25 protein-coding genes are annotated in these 26,272 nt (G+C 41.5%); 18 read left to right on the top strand and 7 right to left on the bottom strand.

The window, feature by feature from the left end; translation table 11 throughout:
• Both ABID27_RS05090 and ABID27_RS05085 read left to right on the top strand, forming a co-directional pair.
• Window positions 1–438 carry a PTS mannitol transporter subunit IIA gene (locus ABID27_RS05090; RefSeq protein ID WP_253364270.1) on the top strand — a complete coding sequence of 146 codons (438 nt, stop codon included), beginning with the start codon at window positions 1–3 and terminating at the stop codon, window positions 436–438.
• 15 nt (window positions 439–453) lie between these two features.
• A complete protein-coding gene (locus ABID27_RS05085) occupies window positions 454–1,599 on the top strand; it encodes a mannitol-1-phosphate 5-dehydrogenase (RefSeq protein ID WP_354280703.1) in 1,146 nt (381 codons plus the stop codon).
• Between the two features lie 29 nt (window positions 1,600–1,628).
• On the opposite strand, the gene ABID27_RS05080 is transcribed toward ABID27_RS05085, so the two are convergent.
• The 3 genes from ABID27_RS05080 to ABID27_RS05070 all read right to left on the bottom strand — a co-directional run bounded on the left by ABID27_RS05080 (window position 1,629) and on the right by ABID27_RS05070 (window position 4,365).
• Window positions 1,629–2,825 (bottom strand): cation diffusion facilitator family transporter, encoded by a 1,197-nt coding sequence (locus ABID27_RS05080; protein WP_354280701.1) that lies wholly within the window; start codon window positions 2,823–2,825, stop codon window positions 1,629–1,631.
• An 89-nt stretch (window positions 2,826–2,914) separates the two neighbouring features.
• Window positions 2,915–4,051 (bottom strand): DUF4097 family beta strand repeat-containing protein, encoded by a 1,137-nt coding sequence (locus ABID27_RS05075; protein ID WP_354280699.1) that lies wholly within the window; start codon window positions 4,049–4,051, stop codon window positions 2,915–2,917.
• Window positions 4,048–4,365 (bottom strand): PadR family transcriptional regulator, encoded by a 318-nt coding sequence (locus tag ABID27_RS05070; RefSeq protein ID WP_354280697.1) that lies wholly within the window; start codon window positions 4,363–4,365, stop codon window positions 4,048–4,050. The genes ABID27_RS05075 and ABID27_RS05070 overlap by 4 nt, the downstream gene beginning before the upstream one ends.
• 143 nt (window positions 4,366–4,508) lie before the next feature.
• On the opposite strand from ABID27_RS05070, the gene ABID27_RS05065 reads away from it, so the two are divergent.
• Window positions 4,509–5,423, top strand: a complete 915-nt coding sequence (locus ABID27_RS05065; protein ID WP_354280695.1) for an AEC family transporter — start codon at window positions 4,509–4,511, stop codon at window positions 5,421–5,423.
• A gap of 23 nt (window positions 5,424–5,446) precedes the next feature.
• On the opposite strand, the gene pepT is transcribed toward ABID27_RS05065, so the two are convergent.
• Window positions 5,447–6,673 carry a peptidase T gene (gene pepT / locus ABID27_RS05060; RefSeq protein WP_354280693.1) on the bottom strand — a complete coding sequence of 409 codons (1,227 nt, stop codon included), beginning with the start codon at window positions 6,671–6,673 and terminating at the stop codon, window positions 5,447–5,449.
• 22 nt (window positions 6,674–6,695) lie between these two features.
• Window positions 6,696–7,508 carry a Cof-type HAD-IIB family hydrolase gene (locus tag ABID27_RS05055; RefSeq protein ID WP_354280691.1) on the bottom strand — a complete coding sequence of 271 codons (813 nt, stop codon included), beginning with the start codon at window positions 7,506–7,508 and terminating at the stop codon, window positions 6,696–6,698.
• A gap of 95 nt (window positions 7,509–7,603) precedes the next feature.
• Between ABID27_RS05055 and ABID27_RS05050 the strand changes: the two genes are divergently transcribed.
• The 4 genes from ABID27_RS05050 (at window position 7,604) to ABID27_RS05035 (ending at window position 11,405) form a co-directional block, all read left to right on the top strand.
• Window positions 7,604–8,878, top strand: a complete 1,275-nt coding sequence (locus tag ABID27_RS05050) for a DUF2130 domain-containing protein (protein WP_354280689.1) — start codon at window positions 7,604–7,606, stop codon at window positions 8,876–8,878.
• A gap of 131 nt (window positions 8,879–9,009) precedes the next feature.
• The gene (locus tag ABID27_RS05045) at window positions 9,010–9,612 is read left to right on the top strand and encodes a TetR/AcrR family transcriptional regulator (RefSeq protein WP_354280687.1); all 603 of its coding nucleotides are present in this window, start codon (window positions 9,010–9,012) and stop codon (window positions 9,610–9,612) included.
• Between the two features lie 24 nt (window positions 9,613–9,636).
• Window positions 9,637–10,149, top strand: coding sequence for an HdeD family acid-resistance protein (locus tag ABID27_RS05040; RefSeq protein WP_354280685.1), 513 nt, complete (start codon window positions 9,637–9,639; stop codon window positions 10,147–10,149).
• Between the two features lie 38 nt (window positions 10,150–10,187).
• On the top strand, window positions 10,188–11,405 hold the full coding sequence (locus ABID27_RS05035) for a chloride channel protein (protein WP_354280683.1): 1,218 nt from the start codon (window positions 10,188–10,190) through the stop codon (window positions 11,403–11,405).
• Window positions 11,406–11,529: 124 nt separating this feature from the next.
• Here the strand turns inward: ABID27_RS05035 and ABID27_RS05030 are convergent, their stop codons facing one another.
• Together ABID27_RS05030 and ABID27_RS05025 are read right to left on the bottom strand one after the other, a co-directional pair.
• Window positions 11,530–11,901 carry a potassium channel family protein gene (locus ABID27_RS05030; protein ID WP_354280681.1) on the bottom strand — a complete coding sequence of 124 codons (372 nt, stop codon included), beginning with the start codon at window positions 11,899–11,901 and terminating at the stop codon, window positions 11,530–11,532.
• A gap of 182 nt (window positions 11,902–12,083) precedes the next feature.
• The gene (locus tag ABID27_RS05025; protein ID WP_354280679.1) at window positions 12,084–13,049 is read right to left on the bottom strand and encodes a polysaccharide deacetylase family protein; all 966 of its coding nucleotides are present in this window, start codon (window positions 13,047–13,049) and stop codon (window positions 12,084–12,086) included.
• A gap of 106 nt (window positions 13,050–13,155) precedes the next feature.
• Between ABID27_RS05025 and ABID27_RS05020 the strand changes: the two genes are divergently transcribed.
• The 11 genes from ABID27_RS05020 (at window position 13,156) to ABID27_RS04970 (ending at window position 26,272) form a co-directional block, all read left to right on the top strand.
• A complete protein-coding gene (locus ABID27_RS05020) occupies window positions 13,156–14,442 on the top strand; it encodes a homoserine dehydrogenase (RefSeq protein ID WP_354280677.1) in 1,287 nt (428 codons plus the stop codon).
• Between the two features lies 1 nt (window position 14,443).
• Window positions 14,444–15,307, top strand: coding sequence for a homoserine kinase (gene thrB, locus ABID27_RS05015; RefSeq protein WP_354280675.1), 864 nt, complete (start codon window positions 14,444–14,446; stop codon window positions 15,305–15,307).
• 106 nt (window positions 15,308–15,413) lie between these two features.
• On the top strand, window positions 15,414–16,310 hold the full coding sequence (gene murB, locus ABID27_RS05010) for a UDP-N-acetylmuramate dehydrogenase (protein WP_253364299.1): 897 nt from the start codon (window positions 15,414–15,416) through the stop codon (window positions 16,308–16,310).
• 69 nt (window positions 16,311–16,379) lie between these two features.
• Complete coding sequence (locus ABID27_RS05005; protein WP_354280673.1) at window positions 16,380–17,543, top strand: ABC transporter ATP-binding protein; 1,164 nt, start codon at window positions 16,380–16,382, stop codon at window positions 17,541–17,543.
• Window positions 17,527–18,327, top strand: a complete 801-nt coding sequence (locus tag ABID27_RS05000; RefSeq protein WP_354280671.1) for an ABC transporter permease — start codon at window positions 17,527–17,529, stop codon at window positions 18,325–18,327. Before ABID27_RS05005 ends, ABID27_RS05000 begins: the two co-directional genes overlap by 17 nt.
• Complete coding sequence (locus ABID27_RS04995; RefSeq protein WP_253364305.1) at window positions 18,327–19,100, top strand: ABC transporter permease; 774 nt, start codon at window positions 18,327–18,329, stop codon at window positions 19,098–19,100. Before ABID27_RS05000 ends, ABID27_RS04995 begins: the two co-directional genes overlap by 1 nt.
• Window positions 19,100–20,170 carry an ABC transporter substrate-binding protein gene (locus ABID27_RS04990; RefSeq protein ID WP_354280668.1) on the top strand — a complete coding sequence of 357 codons (1,071 nt, stop codon included), beginning with the start codon at window positions 19,100–19,102 and terminating at the stop codon, window positions 20,168–20,170. The genes ABID27_RS04995 and ABID27_RS04990 overlap by 1 nt, the downstream gene beginning before the upstream one ends.
• A 56-nt stretch (window positions 20,171–20,226) precedes the next feature.
• Complete coding sequence (locus tag ABID27_RS04985; RefSeq protein WP_354280666.1) at window positions 20,227–21,762, top strand: ClC family H(+)/Cl(-) exchange transporter; 1,536 nt, start codon at window positions 20,227–20,229, stop codon at window positions 21,760–21,762.
• A gap of 224 nt (window positions 21,763–21,986) precedes the next feature.
• Window positions 21,987–22,970, top strand: a complete 984-nt coding sequence (gene guaC / locus ABID27_RS04980) for a GMP reductase (RefSeq protein WP_354280664.1) — start codon at window positions 21,987–21,989, stop codon at window positions 22,968–22,970.
• A 119-nt stretch (window positions 22,971–23,089) separates the two neighbouring features.
• A complete protein-coding gene (locus ABID27_RS04975) occupies window positions 23,090–24,448 on the top strand; it encodes an MATE family efflux transporter (protein ID WP_354280662.1) in 1,359 nt (452 codons plus the stop codon).
• Between the two features lie 84 nt (window positions 24,449–24,532).
• On the top strand, window positions 24,533–26,272 hold the full coding sequence (locus tag ABID27_RS04970; RefSeq protein ID WP_253364315.1) for an ABC transporter ATP-binding protein: 1,740 nt from the start codon (window positions 24,533–24,535) through the stop codon (window positions 26,270–26,272).

The following is a 26,272-nucleotide window of genomic DNA, read 5'->3' as shown; positions in this document are numbered from 1 at the left end:
ATGGAATTTCAAAAAGAACTTATCAAATTAAATCAAACATTTGCGACAAAGGAAGAAGCCATTCGTTTCTGTGGTCAGCAATTGTTTGAAGCTGGACATGTCAATGAGGCTTACATCGAAGCCATGATTAAACGTAACGAAGAATTGTCAGTCTACATGGGCAACTTCATTGCGATTCCTCATGGAACAGACGATGCGAAAAAAGAAGTCCTTTCATCAGGTATTACGATTGTACAAGTGCCTGCTGGTGTGAATTTTGGAACAGAAGAAAATCCAAATACAGCAACTGTTCTTTTTGGGATTGCAGGACTTGGCGATGAACATTTGGAAATTATCCAAAAAATTTCAATCTTTTGTGCGGATGTTGACAATGTTGTCAAATTGGCAGATGCCCAATTAGCAGATGAAGTGATCGCTTTACTCGATAGCGTTGCCTAAGAAAGAAGGAAGAAAATGAAAAAAGCAGTACATTTTGGTGCCGGAAATATTGGTCGTGGATTTATCGGAGAAATTCTCTTTGAAAATGGTTTTGAAATCGCCTTTGTGGATGTCAATGAAAAAATTATTGATGCCTTGAATGAGCGTGGTTCATACGAGATTGAAATTGCAGAAGACGGCCAACGCCACATTGCCGTTTCAGGCGTTCGTGGGATTAACAATGCTAAAAATCCTGAAGATGTTGTGGCAGCTATTGCAGAAGCAGACTTGATTACAACCGCCATCGGTCCAAATATCTTGCCTTTCATCGCAGGCTTGATTGCACAAGGGATTGAAGCGCGTAAGGCTACTGGCAATCAACAACCAATTGATGTGTTGGCTTGTGAAAATATGATTGGTGGATCAGCTTTCCTTTATGAAGAAGTGAAAAAACACCTTTCAGAGGAAGGTTTGGCATTCGCAGAAGAATTTGTCGGTTTCCCAAATGCAGCTGTTGATCGTATCGTACCAGCCCAATCACATGAAGATTCCCTCTTTGTAGTCGTTGAACCATTTAACGAGTGGGTGGTTGAGACAAGCCGCATGAAAAATACAGAACTTCAGTTAAATGGTGTTCACTACGAAACTGACTTGGAACCATTTATCGAGCGGAAACTTTTCTCAGTAAACTCTGGACATGCGACTTCAGCCTATACAGGTGCTTACTACGGTGCAAAAACAATCCTTGAAGCCCTTCAAAATGTCACCGTTAAAAACACTGTAGAAGCTGTTTTGGCAGAAATCCGTAGTCTTTTGATTGCGAAATGGAACTTTGATGAGGCAGCCTTGGTTGAATACCATAAGGTCATCATTAGCCGTTTTGAAAATCCATTTATCGTGGATGATGTCACACGTGTGGCTCGCACACCAATCCGTAAGCTTGGCTTTGACGAGCGCTTCATTCGCCCAATCCGTGAATTGAAAGAATGCGGACTGCGCTACGATAATCTTCTCAATACAGTGGCTTATGTTTTCCAATACCGTGATAAAGCAGATGAGCAGTCTGTTCAATTGCAAGCTCTCTTGGCTGAAAAGTCATTGACAGAAGTCGTCCAAGAGGTGACTGGTTTGACAGATGCAGACTTGATTGCTGAAATCGTAAATGCGGTAGAAGTCGCTTAATAAATCAAAAAAGAGCCCTTGAGCTCTTTTTATTGATCGTTTTTTTTAGAAACTTGGTGGAAGACGATTTGCCAGACTTCCTTTCGACGCCAAAGCGATGTATGAACACGATTATCCAGCTCGAAGGTGACGAGTTTTGATTTTTGACTAATGGATGTCATCTGGTAGTTGTGCATCTGTCCCTGCGGAAGTTGCTGAATGGCTAAAGCTTGTACCTTGTCCATGTAACGGCCGTCGGATGTGATAAAGGTGTAGTTGTCAGCGAAGAAATCTTCGAAACCTTTTTCTTGTGCCAGTATCTGTCCTTCGAAGCGGTAAAGTTTGTCATAGACATGCTCGTACATTTCGTCGTGGGGAATGGCAGACGGTTCTACGTGGATATCAACATCGAAGACCCCGTATTTTAGCTTGAGGAGTTCTTCAACATGCTCGGTAATTTCGTGGCTTTCATAGACAGAGAGGTCGGGATTCATTTCCAGGACAATGTCGAGGTAGATATTGGCTCCGTACGTCCGGCCTCGTTGTGATTTGACAGAAACGATTTTGGGGAGTTTTAAGATATCTTCTTCATACTGGTGGAGGAGATTTTCATCAAAACCATCAGATAAGGTAAAGAAGCTTTCCATAAAAATCTCATATGCCGTTTTGAGAATGAAAAATGTGATGATAATAGCTGCAATCTTATCAATAATGGTCCAACCCATAGCAGCTGCAAATACGGCGATGGACGTTCCGATTGAGGTAACAGCATCCGATAAATTGTCCTTGGCAGCTGCTTCTAGAGCACGAGAACGTGCTTTTTTGGCGAGTCGCTTGTTGTACTCGTAGACGCCCAGCATGACGATGGCGGAGACAACTCCGACAATGGCACCCATTTTATCGATCTCGACGACTTGGTTGTTGAGGATTTTTTGAATGGTGCTGGCCAAGACTTGGAAACCAACCACAAACATGATAAAGGATGTGATGAGGCTGGCCAGATCTTCCATTTTCCAGTGGCCAAAGCGATGGTCGGTATCCGCAGGTTTTTGTGCCATGCGGAGTCCTAGTAAGACGGCGACATTCCCAATAATGTCAGAAATGTTATTGAAAGCATCGGCAGTTAGGGCATCAGAGTGGAAGAGATTTCCTGCTGCTAGCTTGCAGCCAGACAGGAGGACATAGGCTGCGATAGAGAGGATAGCTCCCTTCTCAGCAGCCTTGAGATTTTTCATTTGATCTTGCATGGTATCTCCTTTGTATCCATTTATTCTAGCAAAAATAGAGCTATTTTTCAAAGAAAGGAAACGAACAAAAAAGAGCCAGAGGCTCTTTTTTAGTAGATCTCAATATCTCCTGACTTCGTTTGGAGAATGAGGTCAGCATGGGATTCTGGAGCGTGGTAGGTATACCCACGTCTCGTTTTCACAAGAGGAAGATTGGTTTCACAGTCGCCAAAATTGGTTTCGATTTGAAGTGAGGTGGTCTGTGCTGCCGCAGCAAATCCATTGATTTCCATATCACCAGAAGCAGTAGTCAAACTAGATTTTCCTGAAAAATTGCAATGGTGTAGCTCCATGTCGCCACTAGCACTTTGAAGAGTGACCTGTTCAAGCTGACTTTTGTTGATTTCCATATCGCCAGCTCCTAGTTGGATTTGAGAATAGTTGATTGTGCTGTCTGTCAAGCTAATATCTCCGCTTCCAATCTGAATGATTCCTTTTTTAACTTGGCATGAACGGAGGTCCATATCACCCGATCCTGCACTTAATTTGACCTGGGTCAATTGACACTGTTTCAAATCCATATCGCCAGAACCAGTTTGAATGGTTCCAGATGTGATAGCTAGATGTCTTGTCATCACATCTCCGCTACCGAGTTGGATACTGACTTGCTCCAGTTTTTTATCTTGTGGAATGTACAGCTTAATGGTATTTCCAGAGAAGACTTCTGTCAGAATCCCTTTTATGAGAAATTCCATGTTAAAGCCAAATGAAAATTTTTCTTTTTGCTTGTTAAAGGATTGACGGATGTTAAGATGGCCATCCTTGTTTTCAATTTCAAGCTGGTTAGTGCTATCCGCAAGCAGGTAGGCATTTTTTTCCTCTGTTGGGAAAATGGAAATGTCTAGTGAGCCGAAATGCAGGGACAGTTGATTAAAGTCGTCTAGGTCTACGCGGGCTTGGTTTGAATCAGCCTCTCCTTGAGAGAATGTAGTGTCTTCCTGATGGAAATTAGAGTGATTGGAAGTATTTTCTTTTTGCTGAATGGTAGCTGGGCTAGATGCAAGTTTGCTGAGTAATTCGTTTGCGACTTCTTTTGGACTGCCTAATCCGTCTAGAATGCTGGATTCATTTTCAGGACCTGCTTCTTCAAAAAGCTCTGTAAAGTAGTCAATGGCTTCATTGTATTCTTCTCGTGGAAGTGGCTGGAGTAGCTGTGCTAATTCGTCTAAAAATTGTATCTGTGTCATTTGCGGAGGCTCCCTTCAATAATTTGGTCGATGCTTGTTTTGTAGTGTTCCCATTCTTGCTGGAGAAAGGGGAGATGCTCTTGTCCCTCGGTCGTAATCGTATAGTACTTACGCTTGCGTCCTTGGAATTCTTGTGAATAGGTGGTCAGAAATCCAGCTTTTTCCAACTTTTTCAAGATGGGATAGAGGGTGGATTCTTTGATATCGGCGACCAATTTGATGGTTTGGCTAATCTCGTATCCATAGGAATCATGTTTTTCGATGATGGATAGAACCAAAAATTCAATCAAAATGGATGAAACTGGGTAATACATCCTGTCCTCCTTATGTATAAATATTTTATATATAAATAATATACCTATACACAAATTATGTCAAGAACTATATATAAAAAAATTTTTATATTTTTTGTCCAAGAGTGATTTATGATATAATTTGCTGAGAAAGAAGAGGTTGTATGATAGCAATATTGTTGAAAGCCTTCGGTTTTATGCTGGTCATTGGCTTAGGATATTATCTAAAAATGATGGGCATTGTCGAGAAGAAGGATGTTAAGATTTTCTCAACCATTGTCATGAATGTGACCTTACCCTGTGCTCTTTTGGCGTCGGCTTCAGAAGTGAAGTTGTCTGGACTTTTATTGATTCCATTATTACTCGGTTTCGCTAGCAACCTGCTCATGGATGCTATCGGCTACTGGGAGGCTCGCAAGGGGAGCATCGTGGAAAAGGGTGCAGGTATGGTTCAGATTTCAGGTTTTAATATCGGAACCTTTAGTCTTCCGTTCATTCAGACTTTTTTCCTAGCTTCTTACCTGACCAGCGTTCTCTTGTTTGATACGGGAAATGCACTCATGGTTTTGGGTGGAAATTACACACTTGCAGCTAGTCTTAATCACGAAAAAGAGCCCATGATGCTGAAAATGATTGGAAAAAATTTGTTTTCGTCTCTTCCATTTAAAGTTTATCTCGGAACCTTGCTCTTAGCTGCTTTTCATATTTCCATTCCACAAGAGATACTCTCCATTACCAATATTGCAGGCAATGCAAATCCATTTTTAGCCATGCTCATGTTAGGAATGATGGTGGATGTGGAGGTTAACTGGAAAGATTGCAAGCGATTGATGAAGCTGTTAGCTATTCGTGTAACCATGGCTTTGGGGCTGGGAGTAGCCTTCTATTTTCTTTTGCCTATTCCACTTGACATGCGGCAAATGCTGATTATCTGCGTGGCCTCTCCAATTTCAGTCGTGGCTCCAGTTTATGTCATGCAGCTGGATGGGAATGCGTCAGAAGCAGCCAATCTTAACTCACTGAGCATTCTTGTCAGTTTACTGGTCATGACGGCGCTCATGGTTTTGTTTAGAGTATAATAAAAAGCCTGATAGCAGGCTTTTTATTGTTTGTCATAAGCAACAATACCAAGAATCACGTCAACAGCTTTTTCCATGGTTTCGACTGAAACGAATTCGAAGCGGCCGTGCATGTTTTCCCCACCTGCAAAGATGTTTGGTGTTGGAATTCCCATAAAGGAAATCTTAGAGCCGTCTGTTCCGCCGCGAATTGGTTCGATAATTGGCTTAATGTCAAGATTTTCCATCACTTCTTTGGCAATATTGATCGGAGTCATGTCTTTTTCAATGACTTTTTTCATATTGTAATACTGGTCGTGGAGGTTAACGATGACGCGTGGTGTGTCAAAAGCAGCATTCATGTTTTCTGCAATATCGAGCATGACCTGCTTGCGTGCTTGGAAATCTTCTTCTTCAAAGTCACGGATAATGTAGCTTGTTGCGGCTTGGTCAACGCTACCAGTCATGTCCATGAGGTGATAGAATCCTTGGTAGCCGTCTGTTTTTTCAGGGCGATCTGCTTCAGGAAGAGCATTGTGGAAGTCGATAGCCAGTTGGAAGGCGTTGATCATCTGATCTTTGGCAGAACCTGGGTGAACATTGCGTCCGATGAAGTCAATTTTTGCAGCGGCAGCGCTAAATGTTTCGTACTGCAATTCGCCAAGAGGGCCACCGTCAACTGTGTAAGCGAAGTCGACATTGAAGTCTTCAACATCAAACTTATTGGCACCGACACCGATTTCCTCGTCTGGACCAAAGCCAACGCGGATTTCGCAGTGCTTGATTTCTGGGTGTGCAACTAGGTATTCGATAGAAGTCATGATTTCAGCGATACCGGACTTGTCATCTGAACCTAGCAAGGTTGTTCCGTCTGTAGTTACCAAGGTTTGACCAAGATAATTTTTCAACTGAGGGAAGTCTTTTGGATCAAGGTTGAAGCCAGAAGTACCAAGCGTAATAGGATTTCCGTCATAGTTTTCAATAATCTGTGGTGCGACACCTTCGGCATTGAAGTCGGCTGTATCCATGTGTGAAATGAAGCCAATCTTGCGTGTCAAGGCTGGGTCGTTGGCAGGAAGGGTACCGATACAGTAGCCATTTGGCAAGTAGTGAACGTCCTGCAAGCCGATTTTTTCCATTTCAGGTAAGAGGATATTTTTGGCAAATTCAACCTGGTTTTGTGTACTAGGTGTGGTTGTTGAGTTTTCGTCAGAGCGGGTGTTTTCTTTTACATAGACCAAGAAACGCTCGAGTAGGTTAGGGTATCTCATGTTTTCTCCTTTTAGATGGTGTTTAGTTTAAGATGTATTGGTGAATGGCCTGTGCCACACCGTTGTCGTTATTGCTAGCGGTGGTAGCATCTGCCAGTGCTTTGATATGGTCATCAGCATTTCCCATGGCAATGCTGAGTCCGGCAAATTCGAGCATTTCAATGTCATTGTTGGCATCGCCCATGGCCATAATTTCGCTAGGATCAATGTTCAATAGTTTGGCTAGTTTTTTGAGAGCAGAAGCCTTGCTGACTCCGAGTGGCAGGACTTCATAAATGGTTTTCTGCGAACGAACACCGTTGAAACGTTGGGTCAGTTCTTCTTGGTGGCGTTCTTGAAATTCATCGCAGGCTGCTTGACTTCCAACATACATGCCTTGGAAAAGGTGTCCAGGAAATTGAATTGCCTGGTCTAGCGGGAGGGTGATGGGTTCTAAAAAGACGACTTCCGTATCTGCTTTGACATAGTCATTTGCCTCCTCATCTAGGACAAAGTAGTGTTCCTCATCAAATAAAGTCAGTTGCAGCTGGCTATCCTTTGCAAATCCTGCTAGATAGGCGATATCATCTGGAGATAATTCAGCCCAATCAACCAAGCTCCAATCCTTGGTTTGGTGAGTTGAGCAACCATTGTTTACGATGACGTATTCATTTTCAGCGTCTAGGTTTAATTGGTCAAAATAGGGCTTGACGCCAGGCAACATCCGACCGGTGCACAGGACTAATTTGACTCCGGCATCAACAGCTTTATGGATGGCTTGGATATTTTCTTGGGACAGTCTTTTTTGGTCATCCAGTAAGGTGCCGTCCATATCAAGTGCTAGTAATTTAATCATAGCTTCCTCCTAAAAGTCACTAGGAACATTATAGCACAAATCAGGAAAGGCTTACAGGGAATGTGATATAATATAGAAAATTAGGAGGAATTAGGATGAATCAAATAAAATGCCCGCATTGTGGGACAGCTTTTCAAGTCAACGAAACAGAATACAGCGAGCTCCTAAGTCAGGTCAGAACAGCAGAATTTGAACAGGAAATTCATGCCCGTTTGGCGCGTGAAGTAGCCTTGGTCGAGGAAAAAGCAAAAAATCAGCAGCAAGAAAGTTTAGGAAAAAAAGATGCTGAAATTCAAGCCCTAGAAGCAAAAATTGCCAACTTTGGGACAGAAAAAGCCTTGGTCGCAAAAGAAACAGAGCAGCAGTTATCCAGTCAATTAGCTGAAAAGGATAAGCAGTTGCAGGAGCTCATGGCTCGTCTTGACAAGATGCAATTGGAGCACGAACATCAACTACAAAAAGAATTAGCCAATCTGGAAAAAGAACGAGACTCGGCTAAAAATCAATTGATTCTACAAGAAAAAGAAAGTCAGCTGGCGCTGACAGCCTTGGAAAGTGATTACCAAGTCCAGCTCAAGGCAGCCAATGAACAGGTAGAATTTTACAAGAATTTCAAGGCACAACAGTCTACAAAGGCAATCGGTGAAAGTCTTGAAATTTACGCAGAAACCGAGTTTAACAAAGTTCGTGCCTATGCCTTTCCTCGTGCGCAATTCGGCAAGGACAATACTGTATCAGGTTCCGGCTCAAAAGGAGACTTTATTTTCCGTGAAGCAGATGAAAATGGAGTCGAGTTCATTTCGATCATGTTTGAAATGAAAAATGAGGCGGATGCGACCAAGACTAAGCATAAAAATAGTGATTTTTATAAGGAATTAGACAAAGATCGTCGCGAGAAAAAATGTGAATATGCAGTCTTGGTTTCCATGTTGGAGGCGGATAGCGATTATTTTAACACGGGCATTGTCGATGTTAGTCACGAGTACGAAAAAATGTACGTTATCCGACCCCAGTTCTTTATTCAGCTGATTGGGCTCTTGCGAAATGCGGCCTTGAACAGCCTATCTTATAAGCAAGAATTGGCTCTGATTCGTGAGCAGAATATTGACATTACGAATTTCGAAGATGACTTAAACGCCTTTAAAATAGCTTTCGCTAAGAACTACCAGTCAGCGTCAACAAATTTTGGGAAAGCGATTGATGAGATTGACAAGGCCATCAAACGTATGGAAGAAGTTAAAAAATTCTTGACCACTTCTGAAAATCAGCTCCGCTTGGCCAACAATAAATTGGACGATGTCTCTGTCAAAAAATTGACACGCAAAAATCCAACCATGAAAGCAAAATTTGACGCTTTGAGCGAGCAATAAATCATTAAAACGTGATGATTTTATTGAGATATCTGAGAAAGGAAAGGTATGGATTTTGTTCAAAAAAGAAATATAAACAATTGACATTATAGACCGAAAGGTCTATAATTGTGAATGTTAGAGGAAAAGTGATGAAAAAAGATGAAAAAACAAGAATTCGAAGAGAAAAAATTATTACTGCAGCCTTGAGTGAATTTGCAACAAGAGGCTACGAGGGATTTGTTATCAATGAACTTTGTAAGATAGATGGTATTTCAAAAGGAATCTTGTATCATAATTTTTCAGGAAAATCGGACCTCTATTTAATATGTTTACAGGAAAGTTTTGAAAAAGCCCTTACTATGTTTCTAGAGGTGGATGGCAATATCCCATCTTTAGCTGCTTATATGGAAAGACGTCACCAATTTTATCGGCTTCATCCAGAACATAGTCACATTTTTTTTGAAGCAATGATTGCAACACCAAAAGAATTGGAAGCAGAAATTGCACCTCAAAAGGCGGTGTTTTTAGACTTGAACAAGCAAGTATGTCAAAAATTATTATCAGAATCCAAATTGAAGAAACAATATGATAAAAAGCAGGCTATGGCTTATCTGAAATTGATTCAAGACATGTTTCGTTCCTACTATCTGACTATTTCGCCAGACAGCAGTTTGACGGATTTGATTTCGGAATATGAACAACAATTGTCGCAGGTTTTGGATATGATGATTTATGGTATTTTAGAGGAGTAATCCTCAAAGAAGGAGAAAAAAATAATGTCGAAAAATTGGAAATGGTTATTGTTGCTTGCAGGTATTTTTTCTGTGCTTGCAGGATTTCAAATGCTGATGAATCCAGCGATTAGCTTGGCGTCAATGACTATCTTATTTGCTATTGTGTTTACTGTTCAGGGAATATCTGAAATTATCAACCATTTCAAAGCAGAAGAAAAGTATGATTGGAATTTATTTGATGGCATTGTAACCCTTATTATAGCCCTTATTTTATTCTCAAGTAGCTTTATTGAAATGGTAAGATTTGTACCGTTTATTATTTCTTTCTGGGCTTTGACAGACGGAATTACCAAAACTTTGGTTGGCTTTAAAATTCGTAAGTCAGATGACTCAATCGGCAATCCCTTGCTAGCGCTTGGTATTTTGGGTATTATCGTAGGTTTAATTATGTTAGGACACCCATTGATGACAGGTTTGTTTATCAGCTATACTATCGCATTTTTCTTCATTTATCAAGGTATTGTAGCTCTTATTCGATTTTTTAAAGTAAAGTAATACAAGGGGCGAGTTAGCCTCTTTCTTTAGGTGCAGTTATGTTTGGAAAAAAAGAATTACATTTGGTGATGATTGGCCTGTTTTATAGTAGTGTGATTGCGCTAATTTCTTATGGTTTTATTAGGGCTGAAAGTTTAGGAAGTCAATTTTTATGGGAAAGGCTTCCTCATCAATTTCGCTTTGGAACTGTTTATTCCATAGTTGTATTGTCTATTTTGTGTAGTTTGGTCATTTTTCTAAAGACTAAGTGGGGAGAACTTCCAAAGACTAGTCATGAATTACTACATGAATTGAATGAAAAGAGAACCATATCTTATAAAAATACATGGCGTAACATAGCTTTGGCATTGCCTGTTTTGGTTTCAGGTGCTGGGGTTGGTCCAGAAGCACCTTTGTTAGGAGTAGTGATTGCCTATTCCATTTGGCAGGCTGATAAATTGCGTTATATGGCAGCGAACTGGGAAGAGTTAAAAGGATGTGGCTTGATAAAATGGATAAAATATATATTCCATCCAAATCACTATTTATTGTCCTATCCCGCCAGTCAAAAAGAAACAGGGAAATTTTTTAGAAATTTGTTGATTGCAAATGGTGTACTTGTTTTTTGGATGTTAATGAGGGTAACAGAACAGCCTTCTTTTGTGACTAAGTTAGGCGAAAGTAATTGGTCAATTGTGGACTTACCTTTATTTTTACCACTTTGTTTATACGGTTTAGTTATTGGGAAAGGTTATACCCATATAATGATGTTTCTACGTGCACGTTTAGAACGCTTGAAACTTTCGTTATCGTGTAAAATTGGTTTGGGAGCTATTGCTATTTTTCTAGTAACACTATTAGCTCCGTCTTTACTATTTTCAGGACAGCACAGTTTGCATTCTATTGTTGAACTAGGAATGAAGACCCCTATTCAGACCCTCTTTGTTTTATCATTTGCTAAATTGATTTTCTTAGATCTTTGCTTATGGTCAGGGTGGACTGGAGGGGATATTTTTCCCGTAACTTTTGCTTCTTTTTTACAGGGATTTGCAGTAGCACAGCTCTTTCCACAAACAGATAGGTTATTTGTTGTCTTGGTGGTCAGTTTGTCCATAGCTATCACTCTTCTTGAAAAAGAATGGTTAGCAGGCATTTTTATTAGTTTATTCTTTCCTATTCAATTATTTCCAGTCTCCCTACTTGTGGTTGGGCTAACTATACTAGGAAGAAAGATTTTGCTAGATAAAAGTCATAAAAGTAGCAAATCGCTTTCTTAGAGAGCTTTGGAAAAACATACAAGTATAATATGACAGAGTTCACTAGAAAAAACGATGATAGAATTCGAAATTCTATCATCGTTTTTTCTAGATATTGTTATAGATGACTTTTTCAGTGGTCATGCTATTGGGAATTTATTTTTTTCTTATCATTTTCGACTATTAAAGCATATTGTGTACTGACTTCAGTATAATAGCTGACTATCAGACCAGACATACTCCCCAGAAAAAGAATGCCATAAAAGGCTAACAAAATGCTAATCAGTCTACCTAAAGTCGTTGTAACTAGTAAATCACCGTATCCCACGGTCGTTGCTGTCACAAAACAATACCAAAGACTGTTTCCATAGCTAGTAAAATCAGGTTCCAACCATAGCAATAAACCAGCCGCTAAAAAGATAAAACTAAAAAAGGAAGCAAGGAAAGTAGTAAAACCTGTTACTTTCAGTAGTTGCCAAATTATTTTCAAGCGGTGAACTTGTTTTTTGTTCTGCATGTTTTTTTATTCCTTTCTACTATGTTGTCTTATTTATGATGTTAGCTAGATTTTTAGACAGCGTTCCGATGGTATTAGAAGAATGGTTGATTAAGGGATTATTCTTTGAATTACTTTTATCTACCTTAATATCTGCTTTGAATATAGAAAAAGGTATTGTACGAGTGTGAAGAACAGGTATATTAATCTGTTAAAATGCTCTGTAACAAGATATCTGCTGTAGTGACAGGAAGCATGCGTACACGGTTTAGGCTGAGTAAGCCATTAGCAGCAGTTGCAAGTCCTTCATTTGTCGTAACACCGAGTTTGTAGTTGCTGTTTCCAGCGATGGTTAAGGTGTCGTTTGAGTAGCGTCCTGCTGGGTAGGCGACGGCAATAGTGTCCTGGTTGAGTTCAGTATCGAGATAGTGTTTCGAATTTTGTAGCTCAGCTGTTTGGTTTTCAATGCTTGAATATTCCAAGTCTGGGTGATTGACCGTATGACTTTGTAGGGAAATGTTATGTTGCTTCATTTCCTTCATCTGCTCCAGTGTCAGATTGCCTTGATTGCCAACAGTACCTGTGATGACATTGTTGGTGGCTTTCATGTTGTATTTTTTGAGGATAGAATAGGCCACATCATGGAAATCCCAGAGGCTATCATCAAAGGTAAGCCAGACAACTTTTTTACCTTCTGGTAAAACATTTTCGGTCAATACCTTGTAGGCTTCTTCAGGAGAAAGCGTGTAGTAACCTGCGTTTTGCAAGGCTTGTAAATGACTTTCAAAGGTTGTTGGGTCGACAATCAGATTGGCATTGGCTTCCTCGCCTGCTCCCATGACGTGGATGGCATGGTACATGAGGATAGGAACTTTGACAGGAGCCTTCTGTTTGACCCAGTTGACGTCTGCCGCAGCCGTAGCCGAGCTGGCTGTGGTTGATTGCTCAGTCTCTGATTTTTTTGCAGTATTTTTTTCGGATGACTTAGAAATTGCCGTGCTAGTTTTTGTCGTCTCATGATTAAATAAATGAGAAATGGCATTGGTTTTTACGACTAAAAATGTAGAAATGAGTAGAAGAATAAGCGCCAGTGCAATCCCGGTTCGTTTTCGTCGTTGCTGGCGTTTCTTTTCTTGGCGTTGAGCAGAACGATTTTGTCTTGTGGTCATAGGAACCTCCTTGTTTTTTTCCTTTTATTATAACAAAAAAACTAGTGGCAAATTATCAGAAAATTTGGTATAATACTCAAAATATAGAAATCGAAGAGGGAATTATATGGTTGTCAATATCGCCTTATTAGGTTTTGGAACGGTCGCAAGCGGCGTACCCTTCCTATTGAAAGAAAATACAGAGAAAATCAAACAAGCGGCACAAGATGATATCCGTATCGCAAAAGTCTTAGTGCGGGATGATGCTGAGAAAGAACGCCTTCAAGCTGTGGGACACGATTATGATTTTGTGACCAATATTGATGCGATTTTATCAGATGAAAGCATTCAAATTGTCGTTGAGCTCATGGGGCGTATTGAGCCTGCTAAGACATTTATTACACGTGCTCTGGAAGCTGGTAAACACGTTGTGACAGCTAATAAAGACTTGATGGCAGTTCATGGTTCAGAGCTGCGCGCTGTTGCGGAAAACCACGGCGTTGCCCTCTATTATGAAGCTGCGGTAGCAGGTGGTATTCCAATCTTGCGTACCTTGGCAAATTCTTTCGTTTCAGATAAGATTACACGTGTACTCGGTGTCTTGAACGGTACATCCAACTTCATGATGACCAAGATGGTGGATGAAGGATGGACTTACGAGCAAGCTTTGCAAACTGCGCAAGAACTTGGTTATGCGGAGTCTGACCCAACTAACGATGTGGAAGGAATAGATGCGGCCTACAAAGCAGTTATTCTTAGCCAATTTGCCTTTGGGATGACTATTGATTTTGATGACGTAGCCCACAAAGGAATTTCAAATATTCGTCCTGAAGATGTGGCCGTCGCCCAAGAATTGGGCTATGTCATCAAGCTAGTTGGCGATGTTCAGGAGACGGAGTCAGGTGTGTCAGCTGAAGTTTCACCGACATTTTTGCCAAAACAGCACCCACTTGCCAGTGTCAATGGTGTGATGAATGCAGTCTTTGTAGAGTCAATTGGGATTGGGCAATCTATGTTTTATGGGCCAGGGGCTGGTCAAAAGCCAACCGCTGCCAGCGTAACGGCTGACATCATCCGTATCGTTCGCCGTCTCAAAGAAGACAATGTCGGCAAAGCCTTCAATGACTTTAGTCGACCTGTTCAGTTAGCAGCAAAAGATGATGTCAAGAGTGAGTACTATTTCTCTATTACGACGCCAGATGAAAATGGGAAAATGCTTCGCGCAGCAGAGATTTTCAACAGTGAAGCTGTGTCATTTAAGCAAATTTTGCATCAAGCTTCTGATGGACAGCATGCCCGTTTGGTGATTGTTACACACGAGATGAGCAAGACTCAACTTGAAAATGTTACTGAAAAGTTGAATACTGTATCTGATTTCCAAGTTGGCAATATCTTTAAAGTATTGGGAGAATAGTATGAAAATTACTGTACCAGCAACGTCAGCTAATATTGGACCAGGATTTGACTCGGTCGGTGTTGCCTTGTCGAAGTACCTGACCATCGAAATCCTCGAAGAACGAGAGGATTGGTTTGTCGAACACGACTTGGACTATGTACCGACAGATAAGTATAATTTGCTCATCAAAACGGCCTTGACAGTCAAGTCAGACTTACAACCTCATCACGTAAAAATGGTCAGCGACATTCCTCTAGCACGGGGACTGGGCTCTTCTAGCTCGGTCATTGTAGCAGGAATTGAATTAGCCAATCAGCTCGGAAAATTGGAACTAAGTCAAGAAGAAAAGCTGGAAATCGCGACGAAAATCGAAGGTCATCCAGACAATGTTGCGCCAGCTCTTTTCGGAAATATGGTCATTGCATCCTACGTCGATAAAAAAATCAATGCAGTTACCGTAGCATTTCCTGAAACGGCTTTTGTTGCTTTCATTCCAGATTACCAATTGCGCACAAGTGATAGCCGCAATGTATTGCCTAATCAGCTATCTCATAAAAAAGCAGTTGCCGCGAGCGCTATTGCCAATGTAGCAGTAGCAGCTCTCCTAACAGGAGACATGGTAAGAGCCGGACAAGCCATTGAATCAGATATGTTCCACGAGCAATACCGTCAAAAATTGGTTAAGGAATTTCACACAATCAAAACAATTAGTCGTGAAAATGGTGCTTATGCTACTTACTTGTCGGGTGCAGGCCCAACTGTCATGGTTCTAGCACCTTTTGATAAAGTCGACCAAATCATTGCAAAAATCAAGGCCGAAAATCTAGAAGGAGAAGTCTGCCAACTAAGTGTAGACACTCAAGGAATTTTGGTGGAAGAATAGTGGAAAGAAGGCTAGGGAGCAATCCCAGTCTTTTTTCTTTTTCTAAGAAGATCTGCTAAGATTATGATATAATAGCAAGAGTATATTATTTTTGAATCGAGACATTATGAGAGATAAAATTGCTAAGGCATTAAATGGAATTGATATTCGTTTTGATGAGCCCTTAAAAGGCTATACATACACAAAAGTCGGAGGTCCAGTTGACTATCTGGCTTTTCCTCGTAACCGCTTTGAAATTGTTCGAATTGTTGAATTTGCAAACCAAGAAAATATCCCTTGGATGGTTTTGGGAAATTCTAGTAATATTATTGTCCGAGATGGTGGTATCCGTGGATTTGTGATTCGGATGGATTGTCTGAATTCGGTCACCGTGTCTGGTTATACGATTGAGGCAGAGGCTGGGGCAAATTTGATTGAAACAACGCGCGTGGCCTTGCACCATTCCTTGACAGGTTTTGAGTTTGCTTGTGGCATTCCAGGAAGTGTTGGCGGTGCAGTCTTTATGAATGCGGGGGCTTACGGTGGGGAAGTAGCCCATATCTTGGTATCCGCTCAAGTCTTGTCGCCGTCTGGTCATGTAACAACCATGGATGCTCGTGAGTTGCGTTTTGGCTACCGGTCATCGATTTTACAGGAAAATGGAGCCATTGTATTATCTGCAAAATTCGCTCTCAAACCTGGAAATCACACAGTGGTTGAACAAGAAATGAAGCGGTTGACACATTTGCGTGAGCTCAAGCAACCCTTAGAATATCCATCATGTGGATCTGTTTTCAAGCGTCCTGTTGGACATTTTGCAGGCCAATTGATTATGGAAGCTGACTTGAAAGGTTACCGCATCGGTGGCGTAGAAGTCTCGCAAAAACATGCAGGATTCATGGTCAACGTAGCAGATGGAACAGCGGGTGACTATGAGGAATTGATTGCCCATGTCATTGAAAAGGTGGAAGAAAACTCAGGTATCCGACTCGAGCGAGAAGTTCGAATTTTAGGAGACAAGTAAGCTACAGTAGCCATAGATAGGCCACACAGAGCCTCAATCTGTAATACAATCAAAAGGATTTTATGAGAATTGAAAAAGCCAATTATCGAATTTAAGGATGTTTCAAAGGTCTTCGAAGACAGTGGGACAACCGTTTTGAAAAACATTAACTTTGAGTTGGAAGAAGGGAAATTTTACACCCTTTTAGGAGCATCAGGATCTGGTAAATCAACGATTTTGAATATTATCGCGGGCCTATTAGATGCAACAAGTGGTGATATTTTCCTTGATGGAGAGCGCATCAATGATGTTCCTACCAATAAACGTGATGTTCACACCGTCTTTCAATCCTATGCCCTTTTTCCGCATATGACAGTCTTTGAAAATGTGGCTTTTCCACTAAAATTACAAAAAGTTGATAAAAAAGAAATCAATCGTCGTGTACAAGATGCTTTGAAAATGGTTCGTTTGGAAGGTTTTGAAAAGCGTTCTATCCAGAAATTATCTGGCGGTCAGCGTCAACGTGTTGCCATTGCGCGTGCCATTATCAATGAACCGCGAGTGGTGCTCTTGGATGAGCCGCTTTCAGCCTTGGACTTGAAGCTACGAACAGAAATGCAGTACGAACTCCGTGAATTGCAACAACGTCTGGGCATCACCTTTGTCTTTGTGACGCATGATCAGGAAGAAGCCTTAGCGATGTCAGACTGGATTTTTGTTATGAATGACGGGGAAATCGTCCAATCTGGTACACCAGTTGACATCTACGACGAGCCCATCAACCACTTTGTTGCGACCTTTATCGGTGAGTCCAACATTCTACCAGGTCGGATGATTGAGGACTACTTGGTTGAGTTCAATGGCAAACGCTTTGAAGCGGTTGACGGTGGGATGCGTCCAAATGAAGAAGTTGAAATCGTTATCCGTCCAGAAGATTTGCGCATTACGCTTCCAGAAGAAGGAAAATTGCAGGTTAAGGTCGATACTCAACTGTTCCGAGGTGTTCACTATGAAATCATTGCCTACGATGATTTGGAAAATGAATGGATGATTCATTCAACGCGTAAGGCCATCGAGGGAGAAGTCATTGGCTTGGATTTTGAACCCGAAGACATCCATATCATGCGTCTCAACGAAACTGAAGAAGAGTTTGACGCCCGTATTGAAGAGTATGTAGAGATCGAAGAAGTTGAAGATGGCTTGATTAACGCCATTGAAGAGGAAAGAGAGGAACGAAATGAAGAAAACCTCTAGACTCTTTGCACTTCCTTATGCAATCTGGGTCTTCCTCTTTGTCTTTGCGCCGGTTTTGCTCATCATTTATAAGTCCTTTTTTGATATCAACGGTCATTTGACCTTAGATAATTACGTGACCTATTTTACATCGCCCAATATGACTTATTTGCGAATGAGCCTCAACTCCATTCTCTATGCAGGAATTATCACTCTGGTGACCTTGCTGATTGCCTATCCAACTGCATTTTTCTTGACGCAACTCAAGCACAAGCAGCTGTGGCTCATGCTCATCATTTTGCCAACCTGGGTCAATCTCTTGCTTAAAGCTTACGCCTTTATCGGGATTTTTGGTCAACACGGGACTATTAATCAATTTCTAGGATTTTTCGGACTTGGAGTCCAACAAATCTTGTTTACGGATTTCTCATTCATCGCTGTAGCCAGCTACATTGAGATTCCGTTCATGATTTTACCCATTTTCAACGTCTTGGATGATTTGGACCACAATCTCATCAATGCCAGTCGTGACCTTGGGGCAAATAATTGGCAGACATTCACAAAGGTTATTTTTCCGCTCTCAATGAATGGTGTCCGTTCAGGTGTGCAAGCAGTTTTCATTCCGAGTCTCAGTCTCTTTATGTTGACTCGTCTCATCGGAGGAAATCGCGTGATTACCCTCGGGACAGCCATCGAACAGCACTTCTTGACCACTCAGAATCTTGGAATGGGTTCAACCATTGGAGTTGTCTTGATTGTGGCTATGCTGGCCATCATGTGGTTAACAAAGGAGCGTAAAAAATAATGAAAAAGTTTTCGAAGATTTATTTGGCACTTGCCTTTGTGATTCTCTATTTTCCGATTTTTTATCTCATGGCTTACGCTTTCAATGCAGGCGGAGACATGAATCGGTTTACAGGATTTACTCTTGAGTATTTCCAAAATATGTTTGGTGATAGTCGTCTTATGTTGATTTTGGCTCAAACTTTCTTGCTAGCCTTTCTCAGCTCACTGATTGCGACGGTTATCGGGACATTTGGTGCAATTTATATCTACCAAGCCAAGGACCGTTTTCAAAATCAACTCCTGTCTATCAATAACATCCTCATGGTAGCACCAGATGTTATGATTGGTGCCAGCTTCCTTTTGCTCTTTACCATGATTAAGTTTCAGCTAGGATTTTTGACAGTCTTGCTCAGTCATGTGGCCTTTTCTATTCCGATTGTGGTGCTGATGGTTTTGCCTCGCCTCAAGGAAATGAATGCAGATATGATTTCAGCAGCCTATGATTTGGGAGCAACTCAGCCACAAATGCTAAAAGAGATTATGTTGCCCTACTTGACACCGGCCATCATCGCAGGTTATTTTATGGCCTTTACCTACTCCTTGGATGACTTTGCGGTTACTTTCTTTGTGACAGGGAATGGCTATTCAAATCTATCTGTTGAGATTTATTCTCGGGCGCGCCAAGGGATTTCCTTGGAAATCAATGCCTTGTCAACACTCGTTTTCCTCTTTAGTGTCCTTTTAGTAATCGGATATTATTTCATTTCACGTGAGAAGGAGGAGACAGTTTAATGAAACGTTTGTATTCATTTTTTTCAGGTATTGTTGCCATTGTGTTGATTCTATTTGTCCTGACAATTAGTTTGGAAAATAAATCAAATGCTGGAACGACGGATAAGTTGGTTATTTACAACTGGGGCGATTACATTGATCCAGACTTGCTAAAGGAATTTACAAAAGAAACTGGGATTCAGGTTGATTACCAGACATTTGACTCCAACGAAGCCATGTATACCAAAATCAAGCAAGGGGGAACAGTCTATGATTTGGCAGTTCCGTCTGAATATATGATTTCTGAGATGATGGACGAAAAGATGTTGGTCAAACTAGACCATTCTAAAATTAATGGTCTGGAAAATATCGATAGTCAGTTTTTGGGACTTAGTTTTGACCCTAAAAACGCCTACTCGATTCCTTATTTCTGGGGAACCTTGGGAATTGTCTACAATGATAAAATGGTGAAAAATCCGCCCAAGGAATGGAGGGATCTCTTCTCACCAGAATTTCGAGATTCCATTATGCTCGTTGATGGTGCCCGTGAGGGGATGGGAATTGGCTTACAAACGCTGGGCTATAGTCTGAATAGTAAAAATAAGGCTGAGCTAGAAGAAGCAGCCAATCTCATCTATACTTTGACGCCCAACATCAAGGCAATTGTATCGGATGAAATCAAGGGCTATATGATTCAAGATGCAGCGGCAGTAGCTGTTTCCTTCTCAGGAGAGGCTAGCGAGATGCTAGACGGCAATGAACATTTGCATTATGTAGTTCCATCAAAAGGTTCCAACCTTTGGTTTGATAATATGGTCATCCCAAAAACTGCAAAAAATGTAGATGGAGCTTATCAGTTTATCAATTTTATGTTGCGACCAGAAATTGCTGCTCGTAATGCAGAATACATTGGTTATGCAACACCAAACAAGGCTGCAAAAGCACTCTTGCCAAAAGAAATCACATCGGATAAAGCCTTTTATCCGACAGAAGGAACAATTGCAAATTTAGAAGTTTATAATAATCTCGGACGTGAGTACCTGGGTATCTATAATGACTTGTACTTGCAATTCAAGATGTATCGTAAATAATAAAAAAGGTAGAAGAAGAAATTCTTTCTACCTTTTATCAAAGGAAAGGAGAGAATATGGAAAATTATAGGAAAGAATACCGGTTTGTGCATCAGGCTATTTTGGGATATGTACTACGCGGTGTCCTTGTTGGGATTGTTGCCGGTGGAGTTGTCGCCGCTTTTCGGCTGGCGATTGAAAAACTGTTTGAATTTGTCGTGCATATCTACAAGGCTTCTCATAGTCAACCACTTTATCTACTAGGAATTGCCGTTGCTTATCTGATTTTAGTTTTCATTCTGGCTTGGCTGGTCAAAGGCGATGAAGATATTAAAGGCTCAGGGATTCCACACGTGGAAGCAGAACTAAAGGGAATGATGAACCAAAATTGGTGGTCTGTTCTTTGGCGGAAATTTATCGCAGGAACCCTGGCCATTGGATCAGGTCTCATGCTGGGACGTGAAGGGCCAAGTATTCAGCTGGGTGCAGTTGCTGGTAAAGGAGTTGCTTCCTGGCTCAAGGCTAGTCAGATGGAAAAACGTAGTTTGATTGCCAGTGGTGCTGCGGCTGGACTTGCAGCTGCTTTTAATGCTCCAATTGCCGGTCTCCTATTTGTCGTGGAAGAGGTCTATCATCAGTTTTCACGGCTTGTCTGGATATCAGCCCTCGCAGCAAGTATCACAGCAAACTTCATTTCGCTCAACATATTTGGCCTCACTCCGGTCTTAAATATGCCTGATCATCTGCCAATCCTTGCCTTGCCACACTACTGGGGTTACATTTTACTGGGAATTTTTCTTGGTTTGGCTGGTTTTGTTTATGAAAAAGTCATTTTAAATATGAACGTGGTTTATGGCTGGTTAGGCAAAGTCTTTCATTTGTCCTCCTATTACCATAGTTTGATTGCCTTTGTCCTGATTTTGCCAATTGGTTATTACTTGCCAGAGTTGCTTGGTGGTGGTAATGGCATGGTGTTGAGTTTGCCACATCAGATGCCGCTCCTTTCAACGCTTCTTATCTATCTCATCGTGCGCTTTGTCTGGAGTATGATGTCCTATGGTAGTGGTATGCCTGGCGGGATTTTCCTTCCAATCCTTGCTCTTGGTTCTGTTTTGGGAATGATTGGCGGGCGCCTTGCCTTTGATATGGGAATGATAAGTCAGTCAGAAGTGACGCTCTTTATCATTTTAGGGATGGCTGGATTTTTTGCAGCGATTTCCAAGGCGCCGTTGACAGCCATGATCTTGGTGACAGAAATGGTGGGCGATATGCGGCAATTGATGGTCATCGGATTGGTCAGTCTGACCGCCTATGTCGTTATGGACTTACTTGGTGGAGCGCCAGTTTATGAAGCCATGCTTGAAAACCTTCTTCCTGAAAAGGTCCAAGTTAATAACGAAATGACCCTGATTGAAGTGGTTGTTTCTGAAAAAATCGCCGATAAATTTGTCAGTGACTTGAAATTACCACATAGCGCACTAATCACGTCGCAGGTCCGTCATGGACGTAGCCAAGTCGTCAAAGGAAATAGTAAATTGCACTTGGGAGATACGATTTTCTTAGCAGTTCAAGTATCTGATATCCAAAAAGTTCGGGAAAAGTTGGAAAGTTAACTCAAAACAACGAACAAAATAGATAATAAACGAACGGAATGAGAGACAATCAACAAAAACATCATTTTATTTCCCATAAGGCGAATAGAATGGTGTTTTTTTGTCTCTTTTTATAATAAAAAACGAATTATAGGCGTCTCGTCTTTGTGTACATTGACAAATGACGAATGATACTCTATAATTATAAGAGTAGTATGAGAAAGTACCGAACTAAGGAGAAGAATATGTTTAATGAAACACCTGTTTTTGACTATGAAGATATCCAATTGATTCCAAATAAATGTATTATCAATAGCCGTTCTGAGGCAGATACATCTGTCCAATTCGGAAAGCATACTTTTAAATTGCCAGTGGTTCCAGCCAATATGCAGACTATCATCGATGAAGATGTTGCAGAAATGCTGGCTAAACAAGGTTATTTTTACATTATGCACCGTTTTGACGAAGCCGGCCGTAAGGAGTTTATCCAAAAAATGCACGCGCAAGGCTTGATTGCTTCTATCTCGGTAGGTGTGAAACCTTATGAATACGAATTTGTAACAAGTTTGAAAGACGATGCCCCTGACTATGTGACCATTGATATTGCTCATGGTCATGCCGAGTCCGTTATCAAGATGATCAAGCACATCAAGTCAGAGCTACCAGAGACCTTTGTCATCGCAGGAAATGTTGGTACACCTGAAGCGGTGCGTGAGCTAGAAAATGCTGGCGCAGATGCTACAAAAGTTGGAATTGGCCCAGGTAAGGTGTGTATCACAAAAGTAAAAACTGGATTTGGTACAGGTGGTTGGCAGCTGGCGGCGCTACGTTGGTGTGCAAAAGCAGCACGCAAACCCATTATCGCAGACGGTGGGATTCGTACACATGGTGATATTGCAAAATCAATCCGATTTGGTGCTAGCATGGTCATGATTGGCTCACTCTTTGCTGGTCATATCGAAAGTCCAGGTAAGACTGTTGAAGTGGATGGCGAGCAGTTCAAAGAATATTTTGGTTCAGCATCTGAGTACCAAAAGGGCGAGCATAAGAATGTTGAAGGGAAGAAAATTCTTCTACCAGCTAAAGGACATTTGCAGGATACCCTGACCGAAATGGAACAAGATTTGCAGTCTTCTATCTCTTACGCAGGTGGTCGAGATTTGCAAAGTCTTAAACATGTGGATTATGTTGTCGTGAAAAATTCCATCTGGAATGGAGATTCTATTTAAGGTTTAAAAGAACTATAAAATAGGATATAATGAAGAGGCAGGCTGTCAGGCCTAGCTTCTTTTGTTTTCAGATTGAGAGATGCTGGGGACTTGTATGCTGATTAGATTGAGGAGATGATATGCACCCAACCAAAACTTTAAGAGAAAAATACATTCTCTTTTTCAAACTTTTTATACCGATTTTGATTTATCAATTTGCCAATTTCTCGGCTTCCTTTATTGATACCATGATGACAGGGCAGTTTAGCACCCAAGATTTAGCCGGAGTATCGATGGCTTCTTCGCTTTGGAATCCATTTTTCTCCTTGCTGACAGGCATAGTTTCAGCTCTGGTGCCCATCATCGGTCATCGTTTGGGGCGTGGTGAAAAAGCTGCTATTCGAGAGGAATTGCACCAATTTCTTTACTTGGCTTGTGGCTTGTCCGTTTTTCTCTTGTTGCTGATTTATTTCGGAGCTATTCCTGCCTTGGGGCTATTTGGCTTAGAGCCACATGTATTGGCAGTGGGACAGCAGTATTTATCGTTTATCTGCCTAGGTATTTTCCCACTTTTGCTTTTTAGCGTATTTTGCTCTTTCTTCGATGCACTGGGATTGACGCGCATGTCTATGTACCTGATGTTGCTTTTGGTGCCCTTTAATTCCTTTTTCAACTATGTGTTGATTTTTGGGAAACTTGGTCTACCAAGATTGGGAGGAGCAGGAGCAGGGCTCGGAACTTCCTTATCTTACTGGCTTTTACTGGTGGTCATTCTTGTCGTTATGCAAGTGGATGAGCGCATTCGTGCTTATCAGATTTGGAAATGGAGCCCCATCAATCCGAAGTTGCTAGTAGATGGCCTCCGTTTGGGACTTCCTATCGGCCTTCAAATATTTGCCGAGGTAGCGATTTTCGCAGTTGTTGGTCTGTTGATGGCTAAGTTTTCTTCGCAAATCATCGCTGCCCATCAAGCTGCAATGAACTTTGCAACCCTCATGTATGCTTTTCCAGTTTCCGTTTCAATGGCTTTACCAATCGTTATTTCCTATGAACTGGGTGCCAAACGAGCGCAAGCTGTGCGAGACTATACACGGATTGGGAGATTGGTGGCAATGGGATTTGCTGGATTTACCTTGACGTTTCTGTATTTCTTCAGAGGACAGGTAGCTGGTTTGTACGGTCACGATGCAGAGTTTATCCAGACGACATCGAATTTCTTGACCTTTGCCCTCTTTTTCCAACTGGCTGATGCTTTTGCGGCGCCGCTGCAAGGAATTCTTCGCGGTTACAAGGATACGACCATGCCCTTTGTGATTGGCGTCGGAGCATACTGGAGTATGTCCCTTCCTTTGGCTTTTCTTTTGGGAAATACGACGGATTTAGGTCCCGTCGCTTACTGGATTGGTCTGATTATGGGGATCGTTTCCTGTGGGCTTTTATTGCAACTGCGTCTGAAAAAGGTCGCTCGAGAAACCTTAACCAGTACGAGACTTACCTAAACTCTATTTTTATGTTAAAATAGACATATCGAACATTGAAGAAGCACTGATGTGCTTCTTTCTCTTATCTAGAAAGGAAGATATATGAAGTTAATTTGGTCTTATTTGAAGAAAAATCCAGGTTTACTGGTTTTGGACCTCATCGGTGGCTTTTTCTTCGTCTTGGTCAATCTTGGGATGCCAACTGTCTTGGCACGAATGATTGATGAAGGGATTACCAAAAGTGATTTGTCAAAAGTTTATTTTTGGTCCGTTATCATGTTCATCATCATCTTGCTGGGGATTGCAGGGCGGATTCTCCTAACCTTTGCCTCTAGTAAATTGGTGACAACCATGATTAAGGAAATGCGGACGGATATGTATGACAAGCTTCAGACTTATTCGCACCATGAGTTTGAAAAAATTGGGGTATCGTCACTTGTGACCCGTATGACGAGTGATGCCTATGTCTTGATGCAGTTCGCAGAAATGTCCCTCCGTTTGGGGATGATTACGCCAATGATGATGATTTTTTCTGTCATCATGATTTTGATTACCAGTCCATCTCTTGCTTGGATTGTAGCAGTTGCCATGCCGTTTTTGGTCATTGTTGTCTGGTATGTGGCGGTCAAAACACGTCCCTTGTCTGAAAAGCAACAAAAAACATTGGACAAAATCAACCAGTATGTCCGTGAAAACCTCATGGGATTGCGTGTTATCCGTGCCTTTGCGCGTGAAGACTTCCAGGAAGAGCGTTTTGCGGGAGAAAATGATACCTACTCGGGTATTTCAAAACGCCTCTTTACCTTGACTGGCTTGACCGAGCCACTCTTTGTGCAAATCATCATCGCTATGATTGTTTCTATTGTCTGGTTTGCCTTGGATCCATTGGCAAAAGGAAATCTCCAAATTGGAGACTTGGTCGCTTTTATCGAATACAGCTTCCACGCTCTCTTTTCATTCTTGATGTTTGCCAACCTCTTTACTATGTATCCTCGTATGGCTGTTTCTAGTAGTCGGATTGAAGAAGTTATGGCTATGCCAATTTCCATCAGTCAAAATGAAAATGGTATGACAGAGACGGATACACGTGGTTATTTGGAATTTGAAAATGTAACCTTTGCCTATCCAGGTGAGACGGAATCTCCTGTCTTGCACAATATTTCCTTTAAGACGAGACCGGGTGAAACGGTGGCTTTCATTGGGTCAACGGGCTCAGGTAAGTCTTCCTTGGTCAATCTGATTCCGCGTTTTTACGATGTGACTCTCGGAAAAATCTTGGTCGATGGTGTGGATGTGCGTGATTACAATCTCAAAGCCCTCCGCTCAAAGATTGGTTTTATTCCACAGAAAGCTCTGCTCTTTACAGGGACCATTGCCGAAAATCTCAAGTACGGAAAAGAAGACGCTAGCCTTGGCGAGTTGGATTTGGCGGCGGATGTGGCCCAAGCCAAAGAATTTATCCAAAGCAAGGAAGAGGGTTACGAGACGCATTTGGCTGAAGGTGGTAGCAACCTTTCTGGAGGTCAGAAGCAACGTTTGTCCATCGCGCGTGCGGTCGTTAAAACACCAGATATTTATATTTTTGATGATTCATTTTCTGCCTTGGACTACAAGACTGATGCGACTCTGCGTCGTCGTCTTAAGGAAGTGACGGACAATGCAACGGTGCTTATCGTGGCGCAACGTGTGGGAACCATTATGGATGCAGACCAGATTATCGTCTTGGATCAAGGCGAAATCGTTGGTCGTGGGACACATGATGAACTCATGCAGACCAATGATATCTACCGTGAAATTGCCCAATCTCAGCTTAACAATCAATCATTGACGGAAGGAGAATAG

Source organism: Streptococcus gallinaceus (genome assembly GCF_040545695.1).
GTDB lineage: Bacteria > Bacillota > Bacilli > Lactobacillales > Streptococcaceae > Streptococcus > Streptococcus gallinaceus.
This window is presented reverse-complemented; position numbering and strand designations above follow the sequence as displayed.